The following is a 24,283-nucleotide window of genomic DNA, read 5'->3' as shown; positions in this document are numbered from 1 at the left end:
CCTCCGTGCGGTGAAGATTCGACACCTCCACCACACACGGAGGCCTTCGCCATGATCAAGCCCGGCCAGCGTTAACAACGCTCGTGATCAATACACCTAGGGCCTGTCCGACGATTCCCGTCCTCGCCCGCGGGGCGCCCGCGCAGCGTCCCGCGCCCCGGACGGGGTGCCGCACTCTCGTGCGTGCTTAAAGATCTGTCTCCCGGGGCATCCTTCCTCGATTCGTCTTTCCGGGTGCCCTGACGTAGACTGACTCGTCGGCTCTCGTGCACCCGCATGTCCGCATGCGCCCGTAAGGGACGCAAAGAGAGTCGATCAAGGTAGTCGATTCGAAGGGCGAAGCGTGGCCAAGAAGCAAGGTGCCATCGAGATCGAGGGCACTGTCGTCGAGTCTCTTCCGAACGCCATGTTCAAGGTCGAGCTCCAGAACGGCCACCAGGTCCTGGCACACATCAGCGGCAAGATGCGTATGCACTACATCCGCATCCTCCCTGACGACCGGGTCGTGGTGGAGCTGTCTCCGTACGACCTGACGCGTGGCCGGATCGTCTACCGGTACAAGTAGATCTTGCCCTTGCCCCGCTTCCGGCGGGGTGGTGGCACTGACCCGGAGAACCTCACCCCATGAAGGTCAAGCCGAGCGTCAAGAAGATCTGCGACAAGTGCAGGGTGATCCGCCGTCACGGCCGGGTCATGGTCATTTGCGACAACCCGCGCCACAAGCAGCGCCAGGGCTGACGCACGACCCACCCTCTGCGATTCGCAGAACTTCGCGCGACGCGAGCTGAACATGTTCATACGCAGGACCCGGGCGGCGCAGCCGCCTGACACCCCCGGTTCGGAGGCCGGGGACCCGGACGTACCAAATCTTCTGAGCGAAGAGGCCGGCGGCTGGGGACTGGTTCTGTGGAAGACCTCCGAGGATCAACTGGAGCCATTGAATGGCACGCGTTTCCGGTGTTGACATCCCGCGCGAAAAGCGTGTGGAGGTCGCCCTCACCTATGTGTTCGGCATCGGCCGGACCCTGTCCCAGCTGACGCTGGCCGAGACCGGCATCGACCCGAACACCCGCGTTCGCGACCTCTCCGAGGAGCAGCTCGTCGCGATTCGTGAGTACGTCGACAACAACATCAAGACCGAGGGTGACCTCCGTCGCGAGATCCAGGCCGACATCCGCCGCAAGGTCGAGATCGGTTGCTACCAGGGTCTTCGTCACCGTCGTGGTCTGCCCGTCCGCGGTCAGCGCACCAGCACGAACGCCCGCACCCGCAAGGGCCCGCGTCGCGCCATCGCCGGTAAGAAGAAGCCGGGCAAGAAGTAGTCCTCAGCGGACGCTCACCAGCGGTCTTCGCTGTAGGACCGACCACCTCCCGTAGGAGTTATAGATGCCCCCCAAGGGTCGTCAGGGCGCTGCCAAGAAGGTGCGCCGCAAGGAAAAGAAGAACGTCGCTCACGGTCACGCGCACATCAAGAGCACGTTCAACAACACCATCGTCTCGATCACGGACCCCTCGGGCAACGTGATCTCCTGGGCCTCCGCCGGCCACGTCGGCTTCAAGGGCTCGCGCAAGTCCACCCCCTTCGCCGCGCAGATGGCCGCCGAGTCGGCCGCCCGCCGCGCGCAGGAGCACGGCATGCGCAAGGTCGACGTCTTCGTCAAGGGTCCCGGCTCCGGCCGTGAGACCGCGATCCGCTCCCTCCAGGCCACCGGCCTCGAGGTCGGCTCGATCCAGGACGTCACCCCCACCCCGCACAACGGCTGCCGTCCGCCGAAGCGTCGTCGCGTCTGACGCACCGGCTCAGGGCGGCTCGGCTGTCGGCTGGGGGTGTGGGGGTTATCCCCCACAAGGTCGCAGCACGGCTGCCGTCCGCCCAAGCGCCGCCTCGTCTGAGGCCAGGTTGTCTTGAGGTTGCGGGCGGTACGGCTCTTCGGGGCGGTACCGCCCGTACCCTTGCAGTACCCCGCACTTTCGTCGGTGCGGGTCCGTCGGGCGTCAAATAGCGGGCGTCCACGAAAAAAGGATCTGATCCACACATGCTGATCGCTCAGCGTCCCTCGTTGACCGAAGAGGTCGTCGACGAATTCCGCTCCCGGTTCGTGATCGAGCCGCTGGAGCCGGGCTTCGGCTACACCCTCGGCAACTCCCTCCGCCGTACCCTCCTCTCCTCCATCCCCGGTGCCGCTGTCACCAGCATCCGCATCGACGGCGTCCTGCACGAGTTCACCACCGTGCCGGGCGTCAAGGAGGACGTCACCGACCTGATCCTCAACATCAAGCAGCTGGTCGTCTCCTCGGAGCACGACGAGCCGGTCGTGATGTACCTGCGCAAGCAGGGCCCGGGTCTGGTCACCGCCGCCGACATCGCGCCCCCGGCCGGTGTCGAGGTGCACAACCCCGACCTCGTCCTCGCCACGCTCAACGGCAAGGGCAAGCTGGAGATGGAGCTGACGGTCGAGCGTGGCCGTGGTTACGTCTCCGCCGTGCAGAACAAGCAGGTGGGTCAGGAGATCGGGCGCATCCCGGTCGACTCGATCTACTCGCCGGTTCTGAAGGTCACGTACAAGGTCGAGGCCACGCGTGTCGAGCAGCGCACCGACTTCGACAAGCTGATCGTCGACGTCGAGACCAAGCAGGCGATGCGTCCGCGTGACGCCATGGCGTCCGCCGGTAAGACCCTGGTCGAGCTGTTCGGTCTCGCCCGCGAGCTGAACATCGACGCCGAGGGCATCGACATGGGCCCGTCCCCCACGGACGCCGCCCTGGCCGCTGATCTGGCGCTGCCGATCGAGGAGCTGGAGCTCACCGTTCGGTCGTACAACTGCCTCAAGCGCGAGGGCATCCACTCCGTGGGTGAGCTCGTGGCTCGCTCCGAGGCCGACCTCCTCGACATTCGTAACTTCGGTGCGAAGTCGATCGACGAGGTCAAGGCGAAGCTGGCCGGCATGGGCCTCGCGCTCAAGGACAGCCCGCCCGGATTCGACCCGACCGCCGCGGCGGACGCGTTCGGCGCGGACGACGAGGACGCCGGGTTCGTGGAGACCGAGCAGTACTGAGAGCTCGGGCTCGACGGTCCGTTTTCGAGTGCGGGTGCACTGTGGCTTGTCGCGCCCACGCGACGGAGTCGCATATCAACACCGCCCCGCGCCCCTTCCGGGAGCGCCCCTTCGGGGCCGCTCCCGGATCTCCGACAGGTGACCGCCTGCTCGGACACTGACCCCGGTACCTGATACGGCCGGGGCAGACACCAAGGAGAAACACCATGCCGAAGCCCACCAAGGGTGCCCGTCTGGGCGGCAGTGCCGCGCACGAGAAGCTGCTCTTCGCGAACCTCGCGAAGGCGCTGTTCGAGCACGGCCGCATCACCACCACCGAGGCGAAGGCGCGCAAGCTGCGTCCGTACGCCGAGCGTCTGGTCACCAAGGCGAAGAAGGGTGACCTTCACAACCGCCGTCAGGTGCTCCAGGTGATCACGGACAAGAGCGTCGTCCACACGCTCTTCACCGAGATCGGCCCGCGCTACGAGAACCGCCCGGGTGGCTACACCCGTATCACCAAGATCGGTAACCGTCGTGGCGACAACGCGCCCATGGCTGTCATCGAGCTGGTCGAGGCGCTGACGGTGCAGCAGCAGGCTACGGGCGAGGCCGAGGCCGCGACGAAGCGTGCGGTCAAGGAGTCCGAGGAGGCCAAGGTCGAGGAGACCCAGGCCGACGAGGCTCCCGCCGAGGAGTCGAAGGACGCGTAAGCGTCCTGCGGGGTGCTGTTCGGTTGGCGGCTGCGGCGCCGTCGTGGCTTGTCGCGCAGTTCCCCGCGCCCCTGGAGGGGTGTTGGCGGGCCCGTTCCTTTTCAAGGAGCGGGCCCGCTTTCGTGTTGCTGAGAGGATCTCTGTGTGAGTGACGAAGTAGAGCCCGGGTTCGTGCGGGTGCGGCTGGACCTTTCCTATGACGGCTCCGAGTTCTCCGGGTGGGCCAAGCAGGCCGGGGGGCGGCGGACCGTGCAGGGGGAGATCGAGGATGCTCTGCGGACCGTCACGCGGTCACGCGAGACGTATGAGCTGACCGTGGCGGGACGGACCGACGCCGGGGTGCATGCGCGGGGGCAGGTCGCCCATGTCGATCTGCCGGAGGGGGTCTGGCGGGAGCACCACGAGAAGCTGCTGAAGCGGCTTGCCGGGCGGCTGCCCCGGGATGTGCGGGTGTGGGCGCTGCGGGAGGCACCCAGTGGCTTCAACGCGCGGTTCTCGGCTGTCTGGCGGCGGTACGCGTACCGGGTCACGGACAACCCCGGGGGCGTTGATCCGCTGCTGCGCAACCATGTGCTGTGGCACGACTGGCCGCTCGACGTGGACGCCATGAACGAGGCCGCCGAGCGGCTGCTGGGCGAGCACGACTTCGCCGCCTACTGCAAGCGGCGGGAGGGCGCCACCACGATCCGCACGCTCCAGGAGCTGACCCTGGCCAAGGGCGAGGACGGGATCATCACCGCCACTGTCCGGGCCGACGCCTTCTGCCACAACATGGTGCGCTCGCTGATCGGGGCGCTGCTGTTCGTGGGGGACGGGCACCGCGGGCCGGAGTGGCCCGGGAAGGTGCTGGCCGCCGGGGTGCGGGACTCGGCCGTGCATGTCGTACGGCCGCACGGGCTGACGCTGGAGGAGGTCGGCTACCCGGCCGACGAGCTGCTGGCCGCGCGGAACAAGGAGGCGCGGAACAAGCGGTCGCTGCCCGGGGCCGGCTGCTGCTGAACCGGCCCCCCGGACGCGTCCTAGTTGTTCGCGGCGGCCGACGCCTGTGCCTCGCCGCGGCGGCGGATCTGGCGGAACGTGAACTCGGCCAGGTCGTCGCCGGTGGTGAAGACGGGCGTGTCCTTCTCCGTCACGTCCGTGCCGTTGGTGAAGCCGGCGATCGTGAAGTAGGCGTAGCGGCCGTAGGAGTTGGTGGTGGAGCGGCAGAAGGAACCGTCGCAGAAGGCCTTGACGCCGCCGCCGGACAGCGAGGCGACGATGCTCTTCTTGTCTGCCTGCTTCTTCGCCGCGACCGCCTTCGCCTCGGTGTCGAAGACCGCCACGCCGACCGTCACCGCCATCTTGTCCTTGGTGTAGGTGACGCGGATCAGGCGGGTGCAGCCGTTGTCGTTCAGGACCTTGGGGAGGGTGCCCTTGGCGGCCGCCGCGCAGCTCTTGGTGTCGGCCGTCGGACCCTTCTTGTAGACCGTCGAGCCCATGGTCAGCTGCTTGCCCGGGAACATGATCTCCGGGCCGAACGGCGCGGTGTCCTTGCTCTTGCTGGCGACGAAGTCCTTCGGGTCCAGCGGGGGCGGGGCGCTGGTCGGCTCGAACGACGGGGCCGCGGTGTCGGAGCCGCTCCCGACACCCCCGGACGCCGGCAGCTGGGAGGTCGGCTTGCCCGACGCCTCGTCGCCGCCGTTCGCGGAGACCACCGCCATGGCCACGGCCGTACCGACCGCGACCGTGGCGAGCGCGCCGCCGCCGATGAACAGCAGCCTGCGCCGCTTGTTGCGCGTCTCGGACTCCTCGGCGAGGGCCGCCCAGTCCGGGGTCTGGTCGGTGCCGTTGTCCCACGGCTGCTGCTGGGACTGTGGTTTCCAGGGATCCCACTGGGACTGTGGTCCCTGCTGCTGCCCAAAGCTCATGGGGCGCATCTTAGACGGGGTACGGGGTGCGCCGGTCCTCATCAACAGGCTCTCAAACCCCGGGCGTTCGGTCGGTGAGTGACCGCAAAAGCGACATCTCCGGGTGGTTGGTACGAAGGGCGAGCCAACCTCCGTGGTGCCGGTGGCTCCCCGTATGACGATCCACACGTCCTGCATCCGGCGAGCGGGGCGCGCGGTGTCTGACCTACCGGGGCGCGCTGACCCTGGGTGTTCCGTCCGACACGGTCGGGCACCGCCGTGTGAGGTGCCCCGGGCCGCTCACCCCGCCTGGCCTGGGCGTCGCTCCGCGAGGGCATGGGGGCCGATCGGGTGGACGTAGACTGGTGAGCGGGCCTGTCCGGTTGCGAAACACTCGTTTTGACCCGGCACGGGCGCCGCAGGTATCCTGCATGTTCGTTGTGTATTGGCTTGCTCATTCTCACGGGACGGGCCCTTACACCGGTCCACCGGGCCGATGACCAGCGACCCACGTACGCGGTATGCGTCGCCGCAGTGTGGTCCAGGCTGTCGTGATCGTTTCGGTGACCTTGTCTAGGACCATTCACTCGAAGCGAAGGCTACGAACCGTGCGTACGTACAGCCCCAAGCCCGGCGATGTGACGCGCCAGTGGCACGTCATCGACGCTCAGGACATCGTCCTGGGCCGTCTCGCCACCACCGCCGCGTCCCTTCTGCGGGGCAAGCACAAGCCGATCTACGCTCCCCACGTCGACACCGGTGACTTCGTCATCATCATCAACGCCGACAAGGTGCACCTGTCCGGCAACAAGCGGATCCAGAAGATGGCGTACCGCCACTCCGGCTACCCGGGTGGTCTGCGCTCCGTCCGTTACGACGAGCTGCTCGACAAGAACCCCGAGAAGGCTGTCGAGAAGGCCGTCAAGGGCATGCTCCCCAAGAACACGCTGGGCCGTCAGATGCTCTCGAAGCTGAAGGTCTACAAGGGTGACGTGCACCCGCACGCTGCGCAGCAGCCGGTGCCGTTCGAGATCACCCAGGTCGCGCAGTAGTTCCGGCCACCCCCTAAGACAGAAAAGAATCTGAGGAGCATCGTGGCCGAGACCACTGTTGAGCAGCCGGTCGAAGAGACCGAGACCGAGCTCGTCGACATCGACAGCTACACCACCGAGTCCGAGGTCCCCGTCGAGGGTGAGTACACCTCGGAGTCCCTCGCCGGCCGCTTCGGCGACCCGCAGCCGGCCGCCGGCCTGGGCCGTCGCAAGAACGCCATCGCGCGCGTCCGCATCGTGCCCGGCACCGGCAAGTGGAAGGTCAACGGGCGCACGCTCGAGGACTACTTCCCGAACAAGGTCCACCAGCAGGAAGTCAACGAGCCCTTCAAGGTGCTCGAGCTCGACGGCCGCTACGACGTCATCGCCCGCATCTCGGGTGGCGGCGTCTCCGGTCAGGCCGGTGCCCTGCGCCTCGGCGTGGCCCGCGCGCTGAACGAGGCCGACGTGGACAACAACCGCGGCGCCCTCAAGAAGGCCGGTTACCTCAAGCGTGACGACCGTGCGGTCGAGCGCAAGAAGGCCGGTCTCAAGAAGGCCCGCAAGGCTCCGCAGTACAGCAAGCGTTAAGCTTCGCTGCCTGCTCGTACGTTTACGGGCCTGCTCGTAGGTACCCCTTTCACGAGCCTGCCCGTACGTACTCCGAACGCCCCGGCGGCACGCCACTGTGCCGCCGGGGCGTTCGTTTATCACATACTTGGGCGTATAAGGGCACAAGACGCTCAAAGACTTGTGTGATCGAATGTTTAGGCATGGAATGCCTGGGATGCGGGAGCCGTGAACAGCCGCATCGGACGGAACCTCTCCCGTCACTGACGCTTCCTCAGGAGGACAAGTGGGACGACTCTTCGGCACGGACGGCGTGCGCGGTGTCGCCAACGCGGATCTGACGGCCGAGATGGCCCTCGGCCTCTCCGTCGCCGCGGCGCACGTACTGGCCGAGGCGGGCACGTTCGAGGGTCACCGGCCGACCGCCGTGGTCGGACGGGACCCGCGCGCGTCCGGGGAGTTCCTGGAGGCCGCGGTGGTCGCGGGCCTCGCCAGCGCGGGCGTCGACGTCCTGCGGGTGGGGGTACTGCCGACCCCGGCGGTCGCGTTCCTCACGGCCGAGCTCGGCGCCGACCTCGGTGTCATGCTCTCCGCCAGCCACAACGCCATGCCCGACAACGGCATCAAGTTCCTCTCCCGCGGCGGGCACAAGCTCGACGACGAGCTGGAGGAGCGTATCGAGGCCGTCTACGAGGAGCACCGCACCGGGGCGCCGTGGGACCGGCCGACGGGTGCGGGCGTGGGGCGTGTGCGGACGCACGAGGAAGGGTTCGAGCAGTACGTCGCCCATCTCGTGAGTGTGCTGCCGAACCGGCTGGACGGGCTGAAGATCGTCCTCGACGAGGCGCACGGTGCCGCCGCCCGGGTGTCGCCGGAGGCGTTCACGCGGGCCGGCGCCGAGGTCGTCACGATCGGTGCCGAGCCCAGCGGCCTCAACATCAACGAGGGCTGCGGGTCCACCCACCTCGACCTGCTGAAGGCCGCGGTCGTCGAGCACGGCGCGCACTTCGGCATCGCGCACGACGGGGACGCGGACCGGTGCCTGGCCGTCGACGACACCGGTGCGGAGGTGGACGGCGACCAGATCATGGCCGTCCTCGCGCTGGCGATGAAGGAACGGGGTGCGCTGCGGGCCGACACCGTGGTGGCCACCGTCATGTCCAACCTCGGCTTCAAGCTCGCCCTGGAGCGGGAGGGGCTGACGCTCATCCAGACCGCGGTCGGTGACCGGTATGTGCTGGAGGAGATGAAGGAGCACGGGTACGCGCTCGGCGGCGAGCAGTCCGGACACGTGATCATCCTTGATCACGCGACCACCGGGGACGGGACGCTCACCGGGCTGCTGCTGGCGGCTCGGGTCGCGCAGAGCGGGCGTTCGCTGCGGGAGCTGGCGGCCGTGATGAAGCGGTTGCCGCAGGTTCTCATCAACGTCCCGGACGTGGACCGGACCCGGGTCGGTACGTCCCCGGAGCTGGCGGCGGCCGTGGAGGACGCCGAGCGGGAGCTCGGTGAGACCGGGCGGGTGCTGTTGCGGCCCTCCGGGACCGAGCCGCTGGTGCGGGTGATGGTCGAGGCCGCGGACATCGATCAGGCCGGGTCTGTGGCGCGGCGGCTGGCTGACGCGGTGAAGTCGGCGCTGGGGTAGTTGGCGGCCGGGTTCGGGGCGGGGGTCCGGGGCTCTGTCGTGGGTGGGCCGCACGTGTGTGGCGGGCGGTCGCGCCACGTGGTGGAGCCGCCGCACCTGGACCGCGCCCCGCGCCCCTGAGGGCGTGCCAGTGGTTGGTCCTATCCGGCGTTCCGCGGAGCCGTTCGTTTGCGCTGGAGGGACCAGAGCCACTTCTGGAGCAGCAGCGTGAGCGTGCCGGCCAGGACGATGCCGAGCAGGTTCAGCAACAGCTGTTCCGTCGAGTGCCAGGCCTGGTTGGTGTCGCTGTAGACCAACGCCACGGCCGCGTTGGCGGCGGCCGGGACCGTCGTCACGGAGATGGCCACGCCGACCAGGGCGCCGGACTTCGCGGACGTCAGCGACAGGGTGCCGGCGGCTCCGGCGAGGACCGCCACGACGAACGAGAACCAGTCCGGGGCGTAGATGAAGCCGGTGTTGGGGCGGTCGGCCTCCAGCCGGGCCTGGGTGAACAGGCCGACGGCGTCCATGAAGAGGCTGAAGCCGACGGTCACCGCCATCGCCGTCGCGAAGCCCACCAGCAGTGCGGTCAGTGAGCGCAGCGCCAGTCGTGGTGCTCGCTGGACCGCCGCCGTGCAGATGCCCGCCAGCGGTCCGAACTCCGGGCCCACCGCCATCGCTCCCACGATCAGGATCGCGTTGTCCAGCACCACACCGCAGGCCGCGATCATCGTGGCGAGCGTGATGAACGCCAGGTAGGTGACGGAGAGGGTGGACTCCTCGTGGGTCGCGTCGGTGAGGTGCTCCCACAGGACCGCGTCCGCGCCCTCGCCGGGTGCGTCCTCCTCGGCCTGGTCGGCCCGCTTCGACAGCGACAGGTCGATGTTCTCGACGGCGATGGAGCCGGTGCTGTCGAGGCCCAACGCCTGCAGCCCGGTGAGGAGTTCGTCGCCGGCCTCGCGGGCGACGTCGCACATCACCACGTCCCCGGCGGGGTTGCGGGCGCTGCCCGGCAGTACGACGAGGTGGGTGGTGCCGACCGTCTCCTCGATCAGGCGGACCACGTCGTCGGTCTTGTCGGAGGGGGTGATGAGGCGCAGGTGCAGCATGGCGGCAGCGTAACGGTCACAGTTTTCGCAGGCTCAGCCGCTGCACCTTGTGGTCGGGGCCCTTGCGGATGATGAGGGCGGCGCGGCCGCGGGTGGGGGCCACGTTCTCCACGAGGTTGGGGCGGTTGATGGTCCGCCAGGTCGTGCGGGCGTAGTCGAGGGCCTCCTCCTCGGAGACCTGGGTGTACTTGCGGAAGTACGAGTCCGGGTTCTGGAAGGCCGTCGCGCGCAGCTTCTTGAAGCGGTTGAGGTACCAGCGCTCGATGTCCTCGGTGCGGGCGTCGACGTACACGCTGAAGTCGAAGTAGTCGGCGAGACCGACGCGGGTGCGGCCGTCCTTGCCGGGCAGCGCGGGCTGAAGGACGTTGAGGCCCTCGACGATCAGGATGTCGGGGCGGCGGACCGTCAGACGCTGGTCCGGGACGATGTCGTAGATCAGGTGGGAGTAGACGGGCGCGGTGACCTCGTCCTTCCCCGCCTTGATGTCGGCGACGAAACGGGTGAGCGCGCGGCGGTCGTACGACTCGGGGAAACCTTTCCGCGACATCATGCCGCGGGCCTCCAACTCCCGGGTGGGCAGCAGGAAGCCGTCCGTCGTGACCAGTTCGACGCGCGGGTGCTCGGGCCAGCGGGAGAGCAGGGCCTGGAGGAGACGGGCGACCGTGGACTTCCCCACGGCGACCGACCCGGCGACCCCTATGACGAACGGGGTGCCGGACTGGGAGCCCTGTTCGCCGAGGAAGGTGTTCAGCGCCCCTCTGAGGCCGTCCGTGGCGCCGACGTAGAGGTTGAGGAGCCGGGAGAGCGGGAGGTAGATGTCCCGCACCTCGTCGAGGTCGATGACGTCGCCGAGGCCACGCAGCTTCTCGACCTCCGCGGCGGTGAGCGGCAGCGGCGTCTTCTCACGCAGCGCGCTCCACTCGGCTCGGGTGAGGTCGACGTAGGGAGTCGCCTCCGGCCTGTGCCGGTGGGCGCTCCGGGGCATCGGGGAGACCGGAGAGATCACAGTCCATTGTTAACGGAGTTTGAACGGGGCGGAGGGTGGGGTGTGTCACGCAGTGCGGTGCGTCACGGGGTGCGGTGTTGGTCTGGGGGAGTGGATCAGCTCAGGTTCTGCGGGCCGCCGCTCGACCGGGGTCCCGCGCAACCTAGGACCTCTGAGGTGTCGTGCGGGGCGGGAGTGGGGGAGCGTGGTCGGACGGTCGCTGTTGGTCCCCGGGGGGAACGGGGCGGGCGGCCGCAACGGGAGGAGAACGCCATGCGCACCAGGACGAAGGCGGGGCTCGTCGCCCTGTCGGCCGTGCCCGCGCTGACCGTCGGGTTCGCCGGTCAGGCTCAGGCGGACGGCTACTGCGGGGCCGGACGGGTCTGCATGTGGGAGGACGGCAACTACGAGGGCAGCCGGTACGTGGATGTCACCGCCGGTGGGCCGTACGACATCGACGGGTGGAACGGCGACAACGAGATCAGCAGCGTCGACAACGCCTCCGGCCTCTACATCGTCATGTTCGACAACGACAACCTCACCGGCTTCATGGGCTGCGTCGCGCCACACCAGCGGATCCCCGAGCTGTGGCGCAACGACGAGATGGAGAGCTTCATCGCCCGCGATTTCTGCTGACGCGTGAATCGCCGTACAACCGCGGGGCCGTGTGACGGGTCTTTACGACCGTACGGTTCGAAACGACCTTTCAGTACAACTCGACAACTCGTTCCAACGGGGGAACACATGAGTCTGGTCCGTAACCAGTACCGCAACCGCACGCGTCGCGCCGCGACCGCGGCCGTCACCCTCCTGATGGCGGCCGGCCTCGGGTCCGCCGCCGCCGGGGCGGCCGGCGCCGCCACCGTGCCGCCGCAGACGCGGCAGATCGCCTCGTCCACCCTCGGCAGCGACTACAAGATCACGCTGACCGCGCTGCGGTCGACGGAGAACGAGTACGCCGCCTCCGTGCGGCTGCAGGTCTACACGCAGACCGGTGGCGCCTGGAAGGAGTCCGACCGGGTCACCGTGGGCGACGTCGACGGGTGGTTCTGGTACCCGCTCACGGGCAGTGGCGCGGTCTGCGAGTTCTCGACCGCGAGCACGGAACCCGCGCCGCTCACCGTGAGTCTGCTGGTCACGCCGTCCATCGGCTGCTCCGAGGCGACGCACTACGTCGTGAAGCAGGGCAGGGTGTTCGCGGACTGATCCGCGAGGAGCCTGTCCGACGCACGATGCCTGCGTGATGCGGGAAGTTTCCCAGGATCCGGTGGACCGGCCCGTCCGGCCCACCGGGTCCTGTCAGCTGATCCCGCCTCACGTTCTCGTCATAAGGTGCGGGGCATGGGCATCATCGGCGTAGGGATCGACGTGGCGGAGATCGACCGGTTCCGGGCGTCGCTGGAGCGTACGCCCGCCATGGTGGAGCGGCTGTTCCTCGACAGCGAGTTGCGGTTGCCGACGGGGGAGCGCCGCGGTGTGGCCTCGCTCGCGGTGCGGTTCGCGGCGAAGGAGGCGCTCGCCAAGGCGCTGGGCGCTCCGGCGGGCCTGCTGTGGACGGACGCCGAGGTCTACGTCGAGGACAGCGGGCAGCCACGGTTGCGGGTGACCGGCACGGTCGCGGCCAAGGCGGCGGAACTCGGGGTGCAGTCCTGGCATGTGTCGCTCAGTCATGACGCGGGGGTGGCGTCGGCGGTGGTGATCGCGGAGGGGTGACGTGCGGGGCGGGGCCGGTATCGCCCGGGCTCACGCCGCCTGGTCCCACTCCGTGTGGACGTCCTCCTCGGTCCGCGGGTCGTCGTCGCCGTCGGCGGGGCCGCCGGTGGACTTCTCGCGGGCGCGCAGCAGGGCCCAGGCCAGGGCGGACGCGCAGGTGGTGTACCAGGGCAGCGGCCAGATGGTCTGCCACCAGGGAGCGTCGGGGGAGACGATGAAGTCGACGGCGGCTGCGGCCATGCCGACGCCCAGGCTCCAGCACAGCAGGCGTCCTGCGTAGCGGACGGCTCGGGTGAGGGGGCCGACGGGTCTGTCAGGTATGTCCGGATCGGTCATCGCGGGAGAGTCCTCAACGGAATGGGTGGCTGCCGCGGCCCCGACTGCGGCCGCGCGCTCGCCGAACGTCCTAAGTGTGCGTTTCGTGTAGCTCCCTGCCCAGGGGTGTTGTGTGGCGCACGGGGCATCTGAGACATCCCCAGGTCCGGGCATATGTCGGTACGTGGCCTATTACCGCTGGTAAGCGCTTCACTCTTGGGTGCGGAACGATGATGAATATGGCTGGAAGTTATCGGATCAGGCTCATTCGTGAGATTCCGGTGACAGTTTGCGCGGCACCTGCGACCGCTGGGGTCGTGGTTCTGACTGCTCGGTTACGTCTGGGATGCGCGTGACGTGCCGGAGACCTTCGTGATCCGCGGGGTTTCTGCGGCAGACTCGATCACATGCGTACTGCGTACAGCGTGGAGACGGTGAGGGCGGCCGAGCGGGAGTTGATGGCGCGGCTTCCGGACGGGGCGTTGATGCAGCGGGCGGCGGCCGGGCTCGCCGCGGCCTGCGCGGATCTGCTGGGGCGGGTGTACGGCAGCCGGGTGGTGCTCCTGGTCGGCAGTGGCGACAACGGGGGTGACGCGTTGTATGCCGGGGCCCGGCTGGCCCGGCGCGGGGCCGGTGTCACGGCCGTGCTGCTCGCGCCCGAGCGAACCCATGCGGAGGGCCTCGCGGCGCTGCGGCGAGCGGGCGGGACAGTCGCGGGGACCGGTGCGGCCGAGGAGTTGATCGAGCGGGCCGACCTCGTCGTCGACGGCATCGTCGGGATCGGCGGCAAGGGCGGGCTGCGGCCGGACGCCGTGCCGTTGGCCGCCGCCGCCGAGCGGTCCCGGGCCGCCGTCGTCGCCGTCGACCTGCCGAGCGGGGTCGACGTGGACACGGGTCAGGTGATCGGGACAGCCCTGCGGGCCGACCTCACCGTCACCTTCGGGACGCACAAGCCGGGGCTGCTGGTCGATCCGGCCCGGGAGTACGCCGGGTCGGTGCGGCTCGTCGACATCGGACTGGAGCTGCCGGACGAACCCGAGCTGGAGGCCCTTCAGCACGCGGACGTGGCGCGGCTGTTGCCGGTGCCGGGGGCGGAGAGCGACAAGTACCGGCGGGGCGTGGTCGGGATCGCCGCCGGGTCCGCGCGCTACCCGGGCGCGGCGGTGCTCGCCGTCTCCGGGGCGCTGCGCGCCGGCGCCGGGGCCGTACGGTACGTGGGGCCCGCCGGGGACGCGGTGATCGCCCGCTTCCCCGAGACGCTGGTGTCCGACCGGGGGCCGAAGAAGGCGGGGCGCGTGCAGGCGTGGGTCGTGGGGCCGGGCGCGGGGGACGACGCCGCGACGGTGGCGGAGGTGCTGGCGATGGACGTACCGGTGCTGATCGACGCGGACGGGTTGCGGCTGGCGGACGCCGGTGCGGTACGGGCCCGTAGCGCGCCGACGCTGATGACCCCGCACGCCGGGGAGGCGGCCGCGCTGCTCGGGGTGGCCCGGGAGGAGGTCGAGTCGGCGCGGCTCGCCTCGGTGCGGGAGCTGGCGGGGCGGTACGGGGCGACGGTGCTGTTGAAGGGGTCGACGACGTTGGTGGCCGGACCGTCGGGCGGCGCCGTGCGCGTGAACGCCACGGGGACGTCCTGGCTCGCCACGGCGGGGAGCGGGGACGTGTTGTCGGGGCTGACGGGGTCGTTGCTGGCGGCGGGGCTTTCGGCGGTGGACGCGGGGAGTGCGGGGGCGTATCTGCATGGGCTGGCGGGTCGGTTCGCGGCGGGCGGGGCGCCGGTGGGGGCGCATGATGTGGCGGCGGCGGTTCCTCGGGCGTGGCGGGATGTGCGGGACGTGGGGGTAGCGGGGTAGGCGGGTAGGCGTGGTCGGGTGCGGGTGGGGGTGCGCGTCGGGGTTTTCGCCCCCGCCGCCCCTTCCCGTCCCGTCTCTGGGGGCTGCCGCCCCCAGGCCCCCGCTTCGGCCCCTAGGGGCCTCGTCCTCAAACGCCGGACGGGCTGAGTGGGCGGGCTGGGAGTGGGCGGGCTGAACAGGTGACCCCGCCGCGTGGCGCGCCCCGTGTGCACCGCTCTCACGTTTCTCTGATCGGACGCCGCAGCGGCCCCAACTCCCGCCGGAGCTGCCCCCTGCCGGACTCGACACCCGCCACACAGGCCCAGGTGTCCCGAAGGTCTGTCCGACCACTCTGAGACACTGGGGCGCGATGAGTGAGACAGCAGCCCCGTGGAGCGCGCCCCTGCGTGCCCGGGCCGAGATCGACCTGGCCGCCCTGCGGGCCAACGTGCGGACCCTGCGCGCCCATGCGCCGGGCGCGGCCCTGATGGCCGTGGTGAAGTCCGACGCGTACGGCCACGGGGCGGTGCCGTGTGCCCGCGCGGCGGTCGAGGCGGGAGCGAGCTGGCTCGGTACCGCGACGCCCGAGGAGGCCCTCGCGCTGCGAGCCGCGGGGCTGCCCGGCCGCGTCATGTGCTGGCTGTGGACCCCCGGCGGACCATGGCGGGAGGCGATCGAGGCCGACCTCGACGTGTCCGTCAGCGCGATGTGGGCCCTGGAAGAGGTCACCGCGGCGGCCCGGCTGGCCGGCACGCCCGCGCGCGTACAGCTCAAGGCCGACACCGGACTGGGACGGAACGGGTGCCAGCCCGGCGAGGACTGGAACCAACTGGTCGCCGCCGCCCTGCGCGCCGAGCGGGACGGACTGCTGCGGATCACCGGGCTCTGGTCGCACTTCGCCTGCGCCGACGAGCCCGGACATCCCTCCATCGCCGCCCAGCTCAGCCGTTTCCGGGACATGACGGCGTACGCCGAGGGCCAGGGCGTACGGCCCGAGGTGCGGCACATCGCCAACTCGCCCGCCGCACTCACGCTTCCCGAGTCCCACTTCGACCTCGTCCGGACCGGGATCGCGGTCTACGGACTCTCGCCCAGCCCCGAAGTGGGCGGCCCCGCCGACTTCGGGCTGCGTCCGGTGATGACGCTGTCGGCGTCCGTCGCGCTGGTCAAGCGCGTCCCAGGAGGCCATGGCGTCAGTTACGGGTATCACTACCTCACCCCGGGCGAAACGACCCTCGGTCTGGTGCCCGTCGGCTACGCGGACGGCATCCCACGGCACGCCTCCGGGACCGGCCCGGTGCTGGTCGACGGCAAGTGGCGGACGGTGGCCGGGCGGGTCGCCATGGACCAGTTCGTGGTGGACCTGGGCGGCGACGAGCCCGAGGCCGGCACGCAGGCCGTGCTGTTCGGGCCCGGCGACCGCGGCGAGCCCACCGCCGAGGACTGGGCACAGGCCGCGGGCACCATCGGATACGAGATCGTCACCCGGATCGGAACACGCGTTCCCCGCGTCTATGTGAATACGACTACGTGAGTACGACTACATGAATACGTCCATGTGAATGAACGACAACCGGGGTAGGCGCACAGAGCGCGCGAGGACAGCGGGTCCGGCGAAGAGGAGCGGTACGTGAGCGAGAGCAGTGGTGCGGAGGTCGTCGTGGACGCCGCCGCGGCCGTCGCCGCCGCCACGCAGGCGGCCGGAGCCGGAAGCTGGCGCAGGGCGACCGGCTTCGCGGGCGCGGCGATAGGAGTGGTCGCCGCCGGAGCGGCCGCCGGCGTCGCCATCGAGCGGCTCACCGTCGGCCGCGGGATGCGCAGGAAGGCACGGCTCGCGCTGGACTCGACCGGCCCGTACGGCGCACTGCGCGGCACACCCGGCAAGGCGTACGCCGACGACGGCACCGAGCTGTACTACGAGGTCGACGAGGTGGAGCCGGAGGGCGGGTCGGCGCCCCGCAGGCGTCGGCTCTTCGGCCGTAAGGACCCCGCACCCGTCACCGTCGTGTTCAGCCACGGCTACTGCCTCAACCAGGACTCCTGGCACTTCCAGCGCGCGGCGCTCAGGGGCGTCGTGCGGACTTTGCACTGGGACCAGCGCAGCCACGGGCGGTCAGGGCGGGGCGTGGCCCAGGCGGAGGAGGGGGCGCCGGTCACCATCGAGCAGCTCGGCGCCGACCTGAAGACCGTCATCGACGCCGCCGTGCCGGAGGGGCCGATCGTGCTGGTCGGGCACTCCATGGGCGGGATGACGGTGATGGCCCTGGCCGACGCGTACCCCGACCTGGTCCGCGAGCGGGTGGTGGGGGTCGCGTTGGTCGGTACGTCGTCCGGGCGGCTCGGCGAGGTGAACTTCGGGCTGCCGGTGGCCGGCGTGAACGTCGTACGGCGGGTGCTGCCCGGCGTGCTGAAGGCGCTCGGGCAGCAGGCGGCCCTGGTGGAGAAGGGACGGCGGGCCACCGCCGACCTGTTCGCCGGGATCATCAAGCGGTACTCCTTCGCGTCCCGGGACGTCGACCCGGCCATCGTCCGTTTCGCCGAGCGGATGATCGAGGGCACCCCGATCGACGTGGTCGCCGAGTACTACCCGGCGTTCAACGACCACGACAAGACCGAGGCGCTCGCCCAGTTCGCGGGCGTCCCGGTGCTGGTGCTGGCCGGGGTCCAGGACCTCGTCACGCCCAGCGAGCACAGCGAGGCCATCGCCGACCTGCTGCCGGACGCGGAACTGGTCCTCGTACCGGACGCCGGACACCTGGTGATCCTGGAACACCCGGAAGTGGTCACCGACCGCCTCGCCGACCTGCTCACCCGCGCCGGTGCCGTCCCGACAGGGGCTACCGTAAGTGGCTATGGAAGCACCAGCAGCGCCGCACGACCCGGTTGAGACCGAGCTGACCGTCACCTCCCCCGAGCAGATGCGGGAGCTGGGCCGACAGCTCGCCAAACTCCTGCGCGCGGGCGACCTCGTGATGCTCACCGGGGAGCTCGGCGCCGGCAAGACGACACTGACCCGGGGGCTGGGCGAGGGGCTCGGGATCCGGGGCGCCGTGACCTCCCCGACGTTCGTGATCGCCCGCGTGCACCCCTCCCTGGGTGACGGCCCTCCCCTCGTGCACGTCGACGCGTACCGGCTCGGGGGCGGGCTGGACGAGATGGAGGACCTCGACCTGGACGTCTCGCTGCCCGAGTCGGTGATCGTGGTGGAGTGGGGCGAGGGCAAGGTCGAGGAGCTGACCGACGACCGGATGGAGATCCTCATCCACCGGACCGTCGGGACCGCGCCCGCCGAGGGGGCGAACCCCCGGACAGCGGAGACGGACGAGGTGCGCCACGTGACGGTGACCGGGCTCGGGGAGCGTTGGGCGGCCGTGGACCTGAGCGTGCTGTCCGCCTGACGGTCCGCCTGACGTCCTGGGCCGGGTGGCGGTCAGGCGGCCTTACGGGGCTCGGCGGGCCGCTGGACCGTCTGCGGGTCGGGCACACGCGGCGGAGTGGAGACGGCGCTCGCGGCGGCACAGGACGCCAGCAGGTCACGCATGGACACTCCGGCGACCGCGTACGATTGCGGCTGCGCCTTGCTCTCGGTGGCCGACATGGACGCCTCCTGAAGTTCGGGGGCGGGCGCGGTTAGGTACGCCTAACTACGGGCTGGATACCATGTGACCACGTGCGAGACTCCCGGCGCAACATCTTGCCGACGTGTTGTCGGCGCGGGCGGGAGGACATCTGGTGCCGCGACGGGCAACGTTCGCGCCGTCGCGGTACTAGCGGATGACGACGACCCGCTCGCCGAGCGTCGCGAACCGCCACAGCGCGTTCCCGTCCGCGCGGGACTCGCGGATGCCGCCCGTCCTGACGCCCGGACCGGGGGCCGAGGTGGCCTTGCCCACCGCCGCGCTGAAGCCGATGGTCACGCCGTCCACGTCGGTGAAGCGGACGACGTGCTCGATGGGGGTGCCGTCGGTGCCGGTGACCGAGTTGGACCGGGACGTGACCGCGTAGCTGTCCGGCGCCGGGTCGAGGGTGCCCGGGGTGACCCTGAACGTACGCCTGACCTTGTTGTCCTCGTCCACCAGCCACACCCGGTCCTTGCCCAGCGAGTACACGACCCGCTTGCCGTTGCCGGAAGCTGCGGGCAGGTCGGCGGGGTTCGTCGCGGCGCTCTTCGCGACCCCCGTCGAGGACTTTCCGCCCGGGTGCGCGCCGCCGAGGTCGGCGGGGACGGTCGCGGAGGCCTGGTAGGCGAGGAAGCCGACGCCCGCGACGGCGGCCACGGTGAGCCCGGCCACGAATCCGGCGCTGCTGCTTGTCACGCTCGTCCACCTCTGTGTCGTACGCCTTTTCCCGTCGCGAAGGTAGCAGCAGGTGACCGTCCGCCCGGGACGTCCGACACGGCGCCCCAGGAGCCGTAGGCTGTTTGCGTGCTCTTGCTCGCTCTGGATACCGCCACTCCCGCCGTCACCGTCGCGTTGCACGACGGCACGGACGTCATCGCTTCCTCGAGTCAGGTGGACGCGCGCCGGCACGGGGAGCTGCTGCTGCCGGCCGTGGACCGGCTGCTCGCCGAGGCCGGTCTGAAACTCGACGCCGTCACCGGGATCGTCGTCGGCGTCGGTCCCGGCCCCTACACCGGACTGCGCGTCGGCCTGATGACCGCCGACACCTTCGGGCTCGCGCTCGGCGTCCCCGTGCACGGTGTGTGCACGCTGGACGGTCTCGCCTACGCGGCCGACATCGAGAAGGGCCCCTTCGTCGTGGCGACCGACGCCCGGCGCAAGGAGGTCTACTGGGCGACGTACGCGGACTCCCGTACGCGCCTGACCGACCCTGCCGTGGACCGGCCCGCCGACATCGCCGACCGGGTCGCGGGGCTGCCGGCCGTCGGCGCGGGCGCGCTGCTGTACCCGGACACCTTCCCCGGCGCCCACGAGCCCGAGCACGTCTCCGCCGCCGCCCTCGCCGCCCTCGCGGCCGAGAGGCTCGGCGCGGGCGAGGAACTCCCCGCGCCCCGGCCGCTGTACCTGCGCAGGCCCGACGCGCAGGTCCCCAAGAACTACAAGGTGGTCACCCCCAAGTGACCGAATCGACCGTGACCTCGGCACTGCGCGAGATGCGCTGGTGGGACATCGACCCCGTGCTGGAACTGGAGCGGGACCTCTTCCCCGAGGACGCCTGGTCGCGCGGGATGTTCTGGTCCGAACTGGCCCACGCCCGGGGCGCCGAGGCGAACCGGCGGTACGTCGTCGCCGAGACCCCCGACGGCCGGATCGTCGGGTACGCGGGACTGGCCTGCACCGGGGAGCTGGCCGACGTACAGACGATCGCCGTCGCCCGCGACTGCCAGGGAACCGGTCTGGGCCGCCTGCTGCTGACCGAACTGCTGCGGGCCGCCACCGCCTTCGAGTGCGCCGAAGTGATGCTGGAGTGCCGGGTGGACAACATCCGCGCCCAGAAGCTGTACGAGCGCTTCGGCTTCGAGGCCATCGGCTTCCGGCGCGGCTACTACCAGCCGGGCAACGTGGACGCCCTGGTGATGCGTCTGACCACAGCATCCGACAGCGGCTCCGCCGCTGGACCAACCTCTGTACAAGGAACCGAGACCCATGGCTGACGAACCGCTCGTCCTCGGCATCGAGACCTCCTGTGACGAGACCGGCGTCGGCGTCGTCCGTGGCACCACCCTGCTGGCCGACGCCATCGCGTCCAGCGTCGACGAGCACGCCCGCTTCGGCGGGGTGGTGCCGGAGGTCGCCAGCCGGGCGCACCTGGAGGCGATGGTGCCGACCATCGACCGCGCGCTGAAGGAAGCGGGGGTGAGCGCGAAGGACCTCGACGGCATCGCCGTGACCGCCGGTCCGGGGCTCGCCGGGGCACTGCTGGTCGGTGTCTCCGCGGCGAAGGCGTACGCCTACGCGCTCGGCAAGCCCCTCTACGGCGTCAACCACCTCGCCTCGCACATCTGCGTGGACCAGCTGGAGCACGGGGCGCTGCCCGAGCCCACCATGGCGCTGCTGGTGTCCGGCGGCCACTCGTCACTGCTTCTGTCGTCCGACATCACCTCCGACGTACGGCCGATGGGCGCGACCATCGACGACGCGGCCGGCGAGGCCTTCGACAAGATCGCCAGGGTGCTGAACCTGGGCTTCCCCGGCGGTCCGGTCATCGACCGGTACGCCAAGGAGGGCGACCCCTCGGCCATCGCGTTCCCGCGTGGGCTGACCGGGCCGCGCGATCCGGCGTACGACTTCTCCTTCTCGGGTCTGAAGACGGCCGTGGCCCGGTGGATCGAGGCCAAGCGGGCGGCGGGGGAGGAGGTGCCGGTACGGGACGTGGCGGCCTCCTTCCAGGAGGCGGTCGTGGACGTGCTGACCCGCAAGGCCGTGCGGGCCTGCAAGGACGAGGGCGTCGACCACCTGATGATCGGCGGCGGGGTGGCCGCCAACTCCCGGCTGCGGGTGCTGGCCCAGGAGCGCTGCGAGGCCGCCGGGATCCGGCTGCGGGTGCCCCGGCCCAAGCTGTGCACGGACAACGGGGCGATGGTGGCGGCGCTGGGCGCGGAGATGGTGGCCCGTAACCGGGCCGCGTCCAGCTGGGACCTCTCGGCGGACTCCTCGCTGCCGGTGACGGACCCGCATGTCCCCGGCCACGACCATGTCCACGAGGTCAGCAAGGAGAACCTGTACTCGTGACGGTCGCGTTGATGTGGGAGGCGCGGGCGGTCGACGGACGGGGCGAGCAGCTGCTGGCCTGGGCACGGGCGCAGACCCTCACGCGGCAGCCGCTGCGCCGGGAGACCCTCCGGGCACCGGGGGACCGGGTGCTGGTCATCACCTGGTGGGACGAGGCGTACGACGCCGAGTTGCCCGAACTGCCGGAGCCGGACGAGGAGTTGGTCAGCCGTCCGGTGCACCGGTGGCGGTTCGAGTCGGTGGCGTCGGACTGACCCGGGCGTGGGCGAACCTCCACGGTTCGCCCCCCCCGGACCATCTCATCCCCCGTGTTTCCGATGCCCCGGTGCCGGGTCACCCCACGAGCGACACCTCCGTCTCGCAGCGCAGCCGACGGTCGGGCCCCAACTCCCGTACGGGACCTGTGAGGTCAAGTCGGGCTGTGTGCCGTACGTCCGCGCTGGACACGCCCAACCGCAGTTCGAGCGCGCCCGGTTCGACCACTCTTCGACCCGAACGGTCGGTGAAGGCCGAATGGTCCCCGTGGAAGCGGAAGGTGACCCGGGCCGACCCGCCCGGTTCGAGGGACAGCCGCTGGTAGCCGATCAGCCGTACGTCCGGACGCGTGACGCCGGCCACCGGGTCGTGCAAGTACAGCTGGACGACCTCCGCCCCCGCCCGGTCGCCCGCGTTGCGGACCGTCAGCGCGAGGTCGTACGACCCGTCCGTGCCGATCCGCGCCGGTTCCGCGGACCCCGTGAAGTCCTCCCACACGAACTCCGTGTAGGAGCGGCCGTGTCCGAAGGGGTACAGCGGGGTCGGGTCCAGGTTGCTGACCTCGGCGCGCAGGCCCAGCGGGGGCTGGAGGTAGGTCCAGGGCTGACCGCCGGGGACCTGCGGGACGCTCACCGGGAGGCGTCCGGACGGGTTCACGCGGCCCGAGAGCACGCCCGCGACCGCGGGGCCGCCCTCCTCCCCCGGGAAGAACGCCTGGACGACCGCGGCGAGCCGGCCGTGCCAGCGGCCGAGCGCGTAGGGACGGCCGGTCAGCAGCACCAGCACCACCGGGACGCCGGTCGCCACCAGGGTGTCCAGCAACTCGGCCTGGACGCCGGGCAGTCGCAGGTCCGTCGCGTCGCAGCCCTCGCCGGAGGTGCCCCGGCCGAACAGGCCCGCCCGGTCACCGAGCACCGCCACGCACAGGTCCGCCTCGGCGGTCCGCGCCAGCGCCTCCTCGAACCCCGTGGTGTCCGGGTCGGACACCTCGCAGCCCTGGGCGAACGTGACCTTCGCGTCCGGGAGTTCGGCGCGCAGTGACTCCAGCACGGTGGGGATCTCGATGCCCATCGGTACGTCGGGGTGCTCCGTGAGGACGTGCGACGGGAAGGAGTAGCAGCCGAGCATGGCGAGGGCGTCCGCCGCGCGCGGCCCGACCACCGCGATCCGGGTGTCCGGAGCCAGGGGGAGCAGGCCGTCCGGGTTGTCCAGCAGGACCACGGACTCCTCGGCCAGGCGGCGGGCCAGGGCGCGGTTGGCCGCCGAGTCCAGGTTGATCCGGCCGGCCGGTTCGGGCCGCCAGTCCTCGTCCAGGAGACCCAGTTCGCACTTCTGGAGCAGGACGCGGTGGGCGGCCCGGTCGATCAGGTCCTGCGGGACCTCGCCGGCCCGGACCGCGTTCAGCAGCGGATCGCCGTAGCACTTCAGACTGGGGAGCTCGACGTCGATGCCCGCGGTGAGCGCCGCGTGTGCGGCCTGCGCCTCGGTGCCCGCCACCCGGTGCAGGGTCTGCAGGAAGCCGATGCCGAAGTAGTCGGAGACCACCGTGCCGGTGAACCCCCAGCGTTCCCGCAGGAGTTCGGTCAGCAGGCCCGGGTCCGCCGACGCCGGGACACCGTCCGTGTCGGTGTACGCGGCCATCACCGAACGGGCGCCGCCCTCCCGCAGGGCCAGCTCGAACGGCGGGAGCGTCACGTCCGCGAACTCGCGGATCCCGGCCCGCACGGGGGCCTGGTTGCGGGCGCCGGACGAGGCGGCGTACCCGGCGAAGTGCTTGAGGGTGGCGACGATCCCGGCCGATTCGAGACCCCGGACGTAGGCGGTGCCGACCGTGCCGACCAGGTACGGGTCCTCGCCGATGGTCTCCTCGACCCGGCCCCAACGGGGATCCCGTACGACGTCCAGGACCGGCGCGAGGCCCTGGTGGACGCCGACCGAGCGCAGGTCGTCGCCGATGCGGCGGCCGAGCTCCTCGACCAGCTCGGGGTGGAAGGTCGCGCCCCAGGCCAGCGGCACCGGGTAGGCCGTGGCCTGCCAGGCGGTGAAGCCCGCCAGGCACTCCTCGTGGGCGAGCGCGGGGATGCCGAAGCGGCCGGCCTCGACGATACGGCGCTGGGCGCGGGCCAGTGCCCGCGCGCCCAGCGCCGGGTCCACGGGCGCGGTGCCGAAGGGGCGAGTGAGCTGACCCAGACCGTGGGTGATCAGCTCGTCCCACTCGTAGGCGGAGGAGCCGGCGGTCATTTCGCGTTGGAGGGGGGCGACCCCGTCGCCGTCCGTGTCGGCGCCCACCCAGACGCCGTACAGCTGGGCGGTCTTCTCCTGAAGGGTCATCCGGGAGAGGAGGTCGTCGACGCGGGCGGCGGCGGGCAGGGCGGGGTCACGCCAGGGGGCGGTGGTCATGAAACTCCTGTCGGGGTGGAGGGCCCTCTCAGCGAATGTTTCGATGTACAAGTCGAATGTTTTGGGAACCTAGGGCGGTGAGAAGGGTTCGTCAAGAGGTCGCGCAGGGATACGATCGCCGCC

Annotated in this window: 28 protein-coding genes; 21 read left to right on the top strand and 7 right to left on the bottom strand. The window is 70.6% G+C overall.

Annotated features, from left to right (window positions below):
* The first annotated feature begins 343 nt into the window (after positions 1-343).
* The 7 genes from infA to truA all read left to right on the top strand — a co-directional run bounded on the left by infA (position 344) and on the right by truA (position 4,747).
* A complete protein-coding gene (gene infA / locus ABZ027_RS15825) occupies positions 344-565 on the top strand; it encodes a translation initiation factor IF-1 (RefSeq protein WP_003948620.1) in 222 nt (73 codons plus the stop codon).
* Positions 566-624: 59 nt separating this feature from the next.
* Entirely contained in the window at positions 625-738 is a 114-nt protein-coding gene (gene rpmJ, locus ABZ027_RS15820; protein ID WP_003974245.1) for a 50S ribosomal protein L36, read from the top strand.
* A 203-nt stretch (positions 739-941) separates the two neighbouring features.
* Positions 942-1,322, top strand: coding sequence for a 30S ribosomal protein S13 (gene rpsM, locus ABZ027_RS15815; protein WP_037680379.1), 381 nt, complete (start codon positions 942-944; stop codon positions 1,320-1,322).
* A gap of 64 nt (positions 1,323-1,386) precedes the next feature.
* Entirely contained in the window at positions 1,387-1,791 is a 405-nt protein-coding gene (rpsK, locus tag ABZ027_RS15810; RefSeq protein ID WP_003956432.1) for a 30S ribosomal protein S11, read from the top strand.
* Between the two features lie 245 nt (positions 1,792-2,036).
* The gene (locus tag ABZ027_RS15805; protein WP_356768454.1) at positions 2,037-3,056 is read left to right on the top strand and encodes a DNA-directed RNA polymerase subunit alpha; all 1,020 of its coding nucleotides are present in this window, start codon (positions 2,037-2,039) and stop codon (positions 3,054-3,056) included.
* 206 nt (positions 3,057-3,262) lie between these two features.
* A complete protein-coding gene (gene rplQ / locus ABZ027_RS15800; RefSeq protein ID WP_356768453.1) occupies positions 3,263-3,748 on the top strand; it encodes a 50S ribosomal protein L17 in 486 nt (161 codons plus the stop codon).
* Between the two features lie 144 nt (positions 3,749-3,892).
* The gene (gene truA / locus ABZ027_RS15795) at positions 3,893-4,747 is read left to right on the top strand and encodes a tRNA pseudouridine(38-40) synthase TruA (RefSeq protein ID WP_356768451.1); all 855 of its coding nucleotides are present in this window, start codon (positions 3,893-3,895) and stop codon (positions 4,745-4,747) included.
* A 20-nt stretch (positions 4,748-4,767) separates the two neighbouring features.
* Here truA and ABZ027_RS15790 read toward each other — a convergent pair whose 3' ends face one another.
* A complete protein-coding gene (locus ABZ027_RS15790) occupies positions 4,768-5,655 on the bottom strand; it encodes a hypothetical protein (protein ID WP_356768449.1) in 888 nt (295 codons plus the stop codon).
* Positions 5,656-6,242: 587 nt separating this feature from the next.
* Here ABZ027_RS15790 and rplM point away from each other — a divergent pair.
* The 3 genes from rplM (at position 6,243) to glmM (ending at position 8,880) form a co-directional block, all read left to right on the top strand.
* Positions 6,243-6,686 carry a 50S ribosomal protein L13 gene (gene rplM / locus ABZ027_RS15785; RefSeq protein ID WP_356768447.1) on the top strand — a complete coding sequence of 148 codons (444 nt, stop codon included), beginning with the start codon at positions 6,243-6,245 and terminating at the stop codon, positions 6,684-6,686.
* Between the two features lie 42 nt (positions 6,687-6,728).
* Positions 6,729-7,256 carry a 30S ribosomal protein S9 gene (gene rpsI, locus ABZ027_RS15780; RefSeq protein WP_356768445.1) on the top strand — a complete coding sequence of 176 codons (528 nt, stop codon included), beginning with the start codon at positions 6,729-6,731 and terminating at the stop codon, positions 7,254-7,256.
* A 265-nt stretch (positions 7,257-7,521) separates the two neighbouring features.
* Positions 7,522-8,880: a phosphoglucosamine mutase gene (glmM, locus tag ABZ027_RS15775; RefSeq protein ID WP_356768443.1), complete on the top strand. Its 1,359-nt coding sequence runs from the start codon at positions 7,522-7,524 to the stop codon at positions 8,878-8,880.
* A 140-nt stretch (positions 8,881-9,020) separates the two neighbouring features.
* Here the strand turns inward: glmM and ABZ027_RS15770 are convergent, their stop codons facing one another.
* The gene (locus tag ABZ027_RS15770; protein WP_356768441.1) at positions 9,021-9,968 is read right to left on the bottom strand and encodes a DUF389 domain-containing protein; all 948 of its coding nucleotides are present in this window, start codon (positions 9,966-9,968) and stop codon (positions 9,021-9,023) included.
* Positions 9,969-9,984: 16 nt separating this feature from the next.
* Positions 9,985-10,953 carry a type I pantothenate kinase gene (gene coaA, locus ABZ027_RS15765; protein ID WP_356768439.1) on the bottom strand — a complete coding sequence of 323 codons (969 nt, stop codon included), beginning with the start codon at positions 10,951-10,953 and terminating at the stop codon, positions 9,985-9,987.
* Between the two features lie 273 nt (positions 10,954-11,226).
* On the opposite strand from coaA, the gene ABZ027_RS15760 reads away from it, so the two are divergent.
* The 3 genes from ABZ027_RS15760 (at position 11,227) to ABZ027_RS15750 (ending at position 12,666) form a co-directional block, all read left to right on the top strand.
* Positions 11,227-11,589 carry a peptidase inhibitor family I36 protein gene (locus ABZ027_RS15760; protein ID WP_356768436.1) on the top strand — a complete coding sequence of 121 codons (363 nt, stop codon included), beginning with the start codon at positions 11,227-11,229 and terminating at the stop codon, positions 11,587-11,589.
* Positions 11,590-11,697: 108 nt separating this feature from the next.
* The gene (locus ABZ027_RS15755; protein WP_356768434.1) at positions 11,698-12,159 is read left to right on the top strand and encodes a hypothetical protein; all 462 of its coding nucleotides are present in this window, start codon (positions 11,698-11,700) and stop codon (positions 12,157-12,159) included.
* 135 nt (positions 12,160-12,294) lie between these two features.
* Positions 12,295-12,666, top strand: a complete 372-nt coding sequence (locus ABZ027_RS15750; RefSeq protein WP_356768432.1) for a holo-ACP synthase — start codon at positions 12,295-12,297, stop codon at positions 12,664-12,666.
* A 30-nt stretch (positions 12,667-12,696) separates the two neighbouring features.
* Here ABZ027_RS15750 and ABZ027_RS15745 read toward each other — a convergent pair whose 3' ends face one another.
* Positions 12,697-13,002 (bottom strand): hypothetical protein, encoded by a 306-nt coding sequence (locus ABZ027_RS15745; RefSeq protein WP_356768430.1) that lies wholly within the window; start codon positions 13,000-13,002, stop codon positions 12,697-12,699.
* Positions 13,003-13,388: 386 nt separating this feature from the next.
* Here ABZ027_RS15745 and ABZ027_RS15740 point away from each other — a divergent pair, with 386 nt between their 5' ends.
* The 4 genes from ABZ027_RS15740 (at position 13,389) to tsaE (ending at position 18,211) form a co-directional block, all read left to right on the top strand.
* On the top strand, positions 13,389-14,834 hold the full coding sequence (locus tag ABZ027_RS15740) for an NAD(P)H-hydrate dehydratase (RefSeq protein WP_356768428.1): 1,446 nt from the start codon (positions 13,389-13,391) through the stop codon (positions 14,832-14,834).
* Between the two features lie 349 nt (positions 14,835-15,183).
* Complete coding sequence (alr, locus tag ABZ027_RS15735; protein ID WP_356768426.1) at positions 15,184-16,347, top strand: alanine racemase; 1,164 nt, start codon at positions 15,184-15,186, stop codon at positions 16,345-16,347.
* Between the two features lie 96 nt (positions 16,348-16,443).
* On the top strand, positions 16,444-17,700 hold the full coding sequence (locus ABZ027_RS15730; RefSeq protein WP_356768424.1) for an alpha/beta hydrolase: 1,257 nt from the start codon (positions 16,444-16,446) through the stop codon (positions 17,698-17,700).
* The gene (gene tsaE, locus ABZ027_RS15725) at positions 17,666-18,211 is read left to right on the top strand and encodes a tRNA (adenosine(37)-N6)-threonylcarbamoyltransferase complex ATPase subunit type 1 TsaE (protein ID WP_356768422.1); all 546 of its coding nucleotides are present in this window, start codon (positions 17,666-17,668) and stop codon (positions 18,209-18,211) included. The genes ABZ027_RS15730 and tsaE overlap by 35 nt, the downstream gene beginning before the upstream one ends.
* 32 nt (positions 18,212-18,243) lie before the next feature.
* Here the strand turns inward: tsaE and ABZ027_RS15720 are convergent, their stop codons facing one another.
* A complete protein-coding gene (locus tag ABZ027_RS15720) occupies positions 18,244-18,411 on the bottom strand; it encodes a hypothetical protein (protein ID WP_356768420.1) in 168 nt (55 codons plus the stop codon).
* Positions 18,412-18,580: 169 nt separating this feature from the next.
* The gene (locus tag ABZ027_RS15715) at positions 18,581-19,129 is read right to left on the bottom strand and encodes a hypothetical protein (protein WP_356768418.1); all 549 of its coding nucleotides are present in this window, start codon (positions 19,127-19,129) and stop codon (positions 18,581-18,583) included.
* Between the two features lie 108 nt (positions 19,130-19,237).
* Here ABZ027_RS15715 and tsaB point away from each other — a divergent pair, with 108 nt between their 5' ends.
* Genes tsaB through ABZ027_RS15695 form a run of 4 tightly spaced genes read left to right on the top strand, consistent with a single transcriptional unit; the run spans position 19,238 to position 21,759 of the window.
* On the top strand, positions 19,238-19,894 hold the full coding sequence (gene tsaB / locus ABZ027_RS15710) for a tRNA (adenosine(37)-N6)-threonylcarbamoyltransferase complex dimerization subunit type 1 TsaB (RefSeq protein WP_356768415.1): 657 nt from the start codon (positions 19,238-19,240) through the stop codon (positions 19,892-19,894).
* A 32-nt stretch (positions 19,895-19,926) separates the two neighbouring features.
* Positions 19,927-20,427: a ribosomal protein S18-alanine N-acetyltransferase gene (rimI, locus tag ABZ027_RS15705; RefSeq protein ID WP_356768471.1), complete on the top strand. Its 501-nt coding sequence runs from the start codon at positions 19,927-19,929 to the stop codon at positions 20,425-20,427.
* Positions 20,420-21,505: a tRNA (adenosine(37)-N6)-threonylcarbamoyltransferase complex transferase subunit TsaD gene (gene tsaD / locus ABZ027_RS15700; RefSeq protein WP_356768413.1), complete on the top strand. Its 1,086-nt coding sequence runs from the start codon at positions 20,420-20,422 to the stop codon at positions 21,503-21,505. The genes rimI and tsaD overlap by 8 nt, the downstream gene beginning before the upstream one ends.
* Entirely contained in the window at positions 21,502-21,759 is a 258-nt protein-coding gene (locus ABZ027_RS15695; protein WP_356768411.1) for a hypothetical protein, read from the top strand. Before tsaD ends, ABZ027_RS15695 begins: the two co-directional genes overlap by 4 nt.
* Positions 21,760-21,838: 79 nt before the next feature.
* Here ABZ027_RS15695 and ABZ027_RS15690 read toward each other — a convergent pair whose 3' ends face one another.
* Positions 21,839-24,160, bottom strand: coding sequence for a glycoside hydrolase family 3 N-terminal domain-containing protein (locus tag ABZ027_RS15690; RefSeq protein ID WP_356768409.1), 2,322 nt, complete (start codon positions 24,158-24,160; stop codon positions 21,839-21,841).
* Positions 24,161-24,283: the final 123 nt, after the last annotated feature.

The organism is Streptomyces sp. NPDC006332 (genome assembly GCF_040612855.1).
GTDB lineage: Bacteria > Actinomycetota > Actinomycetes > Streptomycetales > Streptomycetaceae > Streptomyces.
Note: the sequence above shows the minus strand (reverse complement) of the source record. Positions and strands in the feature narration are given on the sequence as shown.